Genomic DNA, 5,378 nt, shown 5'->3' on the forward strand with positions numbered 1-5,378 from the left:
TAGTAGTTTCGTAGTTATATCAAAAGAGGGTGATTACATCAGTTATTTTGGTGAATTTGCAAAGGATTATGTCTGGAAGGCAGCTGAAATAATGATCGAATAAATACGTTTTACAACAACGTATAATTCCAACTAAGGTTTAGTTGTGTCCTGCGGACACAGACGCAAAAACGTCGAAGTTAGCTCTTTTTACTATCTTTACTCCTAACCTTTCCTTAGCTGGAAAATTATACAAAACCGTTACCTGCAAGCTGAAAAAACCGAATGAAGAAAACAATCCTACTTATTTTATTGACAATCTCAATTACTTCTTGTAAGAGTCAAGAGGAAATTGATTTTAAAGTTGGTTACTTACCAAATTACAATTACACGTTAACCCAAAAACAGATTTCGGAAAACAATGTAAAATATATTGCGTCAGACGAAATACTTAAAAATTTAAAAAACAACGGAGTTGAAAACCCAACAATAACGAAAGATACAAGCCTTTTAAAAAGTGTTTCTAAAACTGGAAAACTAAAAGGGAACGAATTTTCGATTGACATAGAATTATTAGAATCAAATAATCCGACCTTAACAAGTGGAACCAAATTTTTCGGAAAATCAATTGATGGAAAGACTAAAATTGACTCTATTTACTCTTCGACAATGACAGAAGAAAAAAAGAGAACATTACTTCCTGCAATGGAATCGATGATGAATCAAATCAAATATCCTAACAGAAAAATTAAAGTTGGAGAAAGTTTTGAGCAGAAAAACCCAATGTCAATGCCAATTGCAGATGTAACAATTGAAATGGAAATCAACTCAATTTATACATTGAAAAAAGTAGAAAACGGAATTGGATATTTTGACCTTGACCAAGTCTATACTATAAAATCTGCAACTAAAGATTACGAAATGGAATTGGACGGAATCGGAAAAGGACAAATAGATTATGATATCGAAAAACAATTCTTCACGAAATTCTATCTGGAAATGGAAATGAATTTAAAAACGGAATTAGAAGTATTTAGCATAAAATTACAAACGAAAAGTATAACAGACCAAACAACTGAAATAATAAAAGCCAGCAGGTAACAATGTATAACCGCAATTACGGCGGATTCGACTACGTCAGAATCCACTCGGAATTGCTAACGCCTGTGCTAAACCAAAAATTATCGCTAATTTAACCCGTAACGGACGGTTATACGCGACCGTTGTGCATAATTTGACCAAAAATGAGAATATTTACTTTTATACTAATATTTAGCTTTTCGATTGGCTATTCCCAAACAGCGGAATATGGAAAATTGACGAAAAAATCTGAATACAAAATTTATTTGACCAAAATTGGAGATACCTTAAAAGTTGGAGACACTTTGACAATTGGCATTCCGACATCTGATTTAGGATTTACTTATATTTCGCAAGGAGGACAAAGAGTTTCAAACACATTAGCTGACAAAAAAGTAATTGTGGATAAATTAAAAACCTACGGAACGGAAAAAAATGGATACAAAGTGTATGCGCATTTTAAAGGTTATGGACTTATTCCTGTTTTAATTGATTATGATACAGCATTGGAGCTTGGAGAAATAAAAAATCCTAATAGAAAATTAACAAAAGAAGAAGCTATTTCCAAATTGAAAGAAGCTAAAGAATTATTAGAATTAGGCGTAATAACTCAAGCGGATTATGACAAATTAAAGTCTGAAATGACACCTCTAATTCTAAATTAAAAAAAACTATGCACAACACAGTATATAAAAAATTGCTGTTTTGTGCTTAACCAATGTTAGTTGCTTTGTTTGCTAGCTTCTGATTTTCCTTCGGAAAATCCTCGCACACAAACACGCAACTTTCCATATACATTAACGTTAGCATTAATTTGATGAAAATTCTTAACTACTATAGAAAAGCATTAGGTTATTTTTCAATTATAGTCTTCTCAACTTTATTATCATCTTTAATAACGGGAAACTTTAATATGGGAATTGAAGGATTTACCCATCTAATTTTACTAACCGTTTGCTTATCAATTTTTATTGGCACTCTAATCTTTGCTTACGACAAATATATTGGTCCTAAACAAAGAATAAAAAAGATAAAAACAGCAAAGTTTACTGATTTCCTGAAAGTTGGATTCACCAATGAAAAAGACCACCTGATTGGAAAAATTAACGGATATACTGTAATTATAAGTTACTCTTGGAGAAATAGAAACGGAACAGAAAGTTTGATAACAATGATTTTATTTGACCCTAGAGTAAATGGGAAACATTTGAATAGTTACCATTTAAATAAATGGCAAGAATCAATCAAAGACAATTATAATTATTGGGAATATGGCAGACTTTTTACAGATTGGCCATATATGAATGGTAATCCAAAACTCAAATCTGTTCTAAAAAAGTTAGACAAAAACACAAAACTGATTTCGAGCAAAGGATTAAAAAAAATTGAATACTCGGAATGGGAAACTAAGATAAAAAATCATATGTTTAAAGAAAAAAACTAATGCTAACACCGTATAATTCCAACTAAGGTTTGATTGTGTCCTGCGGACACAGACGCAAAAGCGTCGAAGTTAGCTCTTTTTATTATCTTTACTCCTAACCTTCCCTTAGCTGGGAAATTATACAAAACCGTTGGCATTAATTTGAGAAATGGCGAATAAAAAGAAAAGATTTATTTATTATTCAAGCCCAGAACATTGGTTTCAAGCCGCTTTGGAATTAAATGAAGCTGTTGAAGAGCTCTATTTGATTAAAGAAAAAGCTCATTTCTATCAAACATTTCATTTTGAAAACCAAAAAACGATAAAGAGACCAGTTTTCTCTCGTGCTACTTATCTTTTAATGTCCTATGCTTTAGAGAATTTATTAAAAGGAATTGCTGTTTTGAATAATCCGGAATTAGTGAATAAAGGTAAACTTCAAAAAGAAATTAAAACTCACGACTTGAACCAACTTTCTAAATTAAATCGTTTTAGACCAAATAATGAACAAAAGGAATTTCAATCAGTATTATCGACACAATGTGTTTCAAATGCTCGTTATCCTGTTGGGCTAAATGAACAAATTGCGTTAACTGACCCATTAATTACTAAAAAAGATTATTTGATTTACAACAATCTTTTTACGAAATACAAAAAACATCTTTCCAAAGAATTTAATAAAAAAGGATGGGAAAGTGGATTAAATGATTCCGATTTAAGAACTGAACCAGGAGAATTCAAGTTTTATGAAAATAAAAACTAATGCCAACACCGTATATAATTTATTGCTTGGTTCTAGCCTACTTACGAAAATCCTCGCGGATTTTCTATTCGGTTTTTATTTGTTAACTTAGTTGCTTAACCACGCAACAAACCATATACAAACACGTTGTGTGTAATGTAAAAAATGAGTTTTCGACTAATAAATTGGAATAAAAAACAAATAAAAATTACTTTGGATTAATTTTTGTACTATATTTGATACTATGGGAACTAAAAAAGAAAAATCTACTTTACACAAAATTATCTTTGGAGAAACTCGAACTAGACAAGTTTCAGGTAGCTCTAAACGAATCGTATCTGACAAATTTCTATCTAAACAAGTCTATACTAAAGTTGATAAGAATGGAGAATTTACTATAAAAAGTAAAGACGGAAAATCTTCTTATTCTGTTAGACAATTAAGACCTTCTAGATAATGAATATTGCAATTGTTAGTTTAGCTATTTTTTTAATAGTTTCACCAGCAATAATTGCAAGAAGGACATACTTTACAAAAGAATTATCTAAATCCTTTACTAATAAAAATACTCTTCAAGAAATTTTTAGTGGAATATTCCTTGCTGGTGTTTTACACGCAATTTGGATAACTTTCGTTGAGCTTATTGGTTATAAGATTGATTTTGACATTCTATTCAAACTTTTATTTGACCCAAGGTCAATAACCGACTACAGTAACATTACAGATAATATTTACAAAATCATTTTATATTTTATATCATTAACAACTGTTTCTGCTTTAATTTCTTACTTATTCAGAAACTTAGTAAGAGTAAAAAAATGGGATAGAAAAACTAACTTCCTTAGATATGATAATAACTGGTATTATCTTTTTTCAGGAGAAGTGCTTGATATTAAAAAATATAGCGATGATGATGAAATATCCTCAGATGACGTTAATCATAGATTAGTTGACGTATTAGCCAAATCAAATGATAGTGAAGTAATTTATAGAGGTAATTTAATAGACTATCAATTGGATAAAAATAATTCAGTTGAATACATAGTTCTTTCATATCCAATGAAAAAACAAAATGGTGAAAATAAAATTATAACAAGTAATTATTTTGTTATTCCATATAGTGAAATTTTAAATATCAACATAAAGTACTTATCAACGACACAAACTGAAGGAGATTCAGATACCGATACTGCTGAATAAAAAACACTACACACAACACCGTATATAATTTATTGCTAGTTCTAGCTTACTTACGAAAATCCTCGCGGATTTTCTATTCGGTTTTTATTTGCTAAATTAGGTGCTTAAACCACGCAACAAACCATATACAAACACGTTGTACACCATTTAAGAAACATTGAGAACAGAATTAAAATATATAGAATTAAAAAGCGGATTTTCGGATAACGGAACTGCTTGGATTGGACTTGTTTCATTCTCAAAAAGTGGAAAAACAGTCTATTTTGATGGTAAAGGATTTCAAAGTTTAAATGGAACTGGAGTTTCGGGCGGAAACTATTATGAAATTGAATCCGGAAATGAATACTGGATTTCTGGAGTTAAAAAAAATATGTCTGACCGACACAAATTTGGCGGAGGAAAAATCTTTGTGGAAAAACGGATTTTAAATGATTATCTGCAAACTATCGGAAAAAAGGAATTGCCAAAATCTGGTTATGAATTGACCGAAGTAGAAACTGAAAAACCGACTGAAAGAATTAATGAATTAGAAAATTCTCAACTGGAAAAATCAGAAATTGACGAAAGTATTTATACAAAAACGCCAAAGGAATTGACAAAATCCGAGCTTGAATTTCTTATCGAAGAACTAATAGAAGACGAAAAGAATGCCAAGTATAATAAAGGTAGGAGAATGATTAAAAAAGATAGAATTGAATTAGAAACGGAACTTGAGAAACGTGAATAAAAACGGTGTACAACAATGTATAACCGCAATTACGGCGGATTCGACTACGTCCGAATCCACTCGGAATTGCTAACGCCAGTTCTTAACCGAAAATTATTAACTTTAATCCCGTAACTGACGGTTATACGAGACCGTTACACACAATTTGAGAAAACCAATGAAATCTGAAGAAGAATCGAATAAAGAATTATCTACTTCACTTAAAGAAACTATTTCAAGTTCTGAAT

General features: G+C 30.6%; 7 protein-coding genes. All 7 read left to right on the forward strand.

The window, feature by feature from the left end; genetic code table 11:
* Positions 1-264 precede the first annotated feature (264 nt).
* The 7 genes from BUC03_RS14655 to BUC03_RS14685 all read left to right on the forward strand — a co-directional run bounded on the left by BUC03_RS14655 (position 265) and on the right by BUC03_RS14685 (position 5,151).
* The gene (locus BUC03_RS14655) at positions 265-1,080 is read left to right on the forward strand and encodes a hypothetical protein (RefSeq protein WP_073153786.1); all 816 of its coding nucleotides are present in this window, start codon (positions 265-267) and stop codon (positions 1,078-1,080) included.
* A gap of 143 nt (positions 1,081-1,223) precedes the next feature.
* Positions 1,224-1,724 (forward strand): hypothetical protein, encoded by a 501-nt coding sequence (locus BUC03_RS14660; RefSeq protein ID WP_143159217.1) that lies wholly within the window; start codon positions 1,224-1,226, stop codon positions 1,722-1,724.
* Positions 1,725-1,876: 152 nt separating this feature from the next.
* Positions 1,877-2,503, forward strand: coding sequence for a hypothetical protein (locus tag BUC03_RS14665; RefSeq protein ID WP_143159218.1), 627 nt, complete (start codon positions 1,877-1,879; stop codon positions 2,501-2,503).
* 148 nt (positions 2,504-2,651) lie between these two features.
* Positions 2,652-3,245, forward strand: a complete 594-nt coding sequence (locus BUC03_RS14670; RefSeq protein WP_073153794.1) for a hypothetical protein — start codon at positions 2,652-2,654, stop codon at positions 3,243-3,245.
* Positions 3,246-3,468: 223 nt separating this feature from the next.
* The gene (locus tag BUC03_RS14675; protein ID WP_073153797.1) at positions 3,469-3,681 is read left to right on the forward strand and encodes a hypothetical protein; all 213 of its coding nucleotides are present in this window, start codon (positions 3,469-3,471) and stop codon (positions 3,679-3,681) included.
* Positions 3,681-4,424, forward strand: coding sequence for a hypothetical protein (locus tag BUC03_RS14680; protein ID WP_073153800.1), 744 nt, complete (start codon positions 3,681-3,683; stop codon positions 4,422-4,424). Before BUC03_RS14675 ends, BUC03_RS14680 begins: the two co-directional genes overlap by 1 nt.
* Before the next feature lie 157 nt (positions 4,425-4,581).
* Positions 4,582-5,151, forward strand: coding sequence for a hypothetical protein (locus BUC03_RS14685; RefSeq protein ID WP_073153803.1), 570 nt, complete (start codon positions 4,582-4,584; stop codon positions 5,149-5,151).
* Positions 5,152-5,378: the final 227 nt, after the last annotated feature.

The sequence above is a fragment of the Mesonia phycicola genome, from assembly GCF_900141885.1.
Lineage (GTDB): Bacteria > Bacteroidota > Bacteroidia > Flavobacteriales > Flavobacteriaceae > Mesonia > Mesonia phycicola.

Bases quoted from the DNA above. Each gene is read 5' to 3' on its own strand.
- BUC03_RS14655 (WP_073153786.1), top strand. From the start codon at position 265: ATGAAGAAAACAATCCTACTTATTTTATTGACAATCTCAATTACTTCT.
- BUC03_RS14660 (WP_143159217.1), top strand. From the start codon at position 1,224: ATGAGAATATTTACTTTTATACTAATATTTAGCTTTTCGATTGGCTAT.
- BUC03_RS14665 (WP_143159218.1), top strand. From the start codon at position 1,877: ATGAAAATTCTTAACTACTATAGAAAAGCATTAGGTTATTTTTCAATT.
- BUC03_RS14670 (WP_073153794.1), top strand. From the start codon at position 2,652: ATGGCGAATAAAAAGAAAAGATTTATTTATTATTCAAGCCCAGAACAT.
- BUC03_RS14675 (WP_073153797.1), top strand. From the start codon at position 3,469: ATGGGAACTAAAAAAGAAAAATCTACTTTACACAAAATTATCTTTGGA.
- BUC03_RS14680 (WP_073153800.1), top strand. From the start codon at position 3,681: ATGAATATTGCAATTGTTAGTTTAGCTATTTTTTTAATAGTTTCACCA.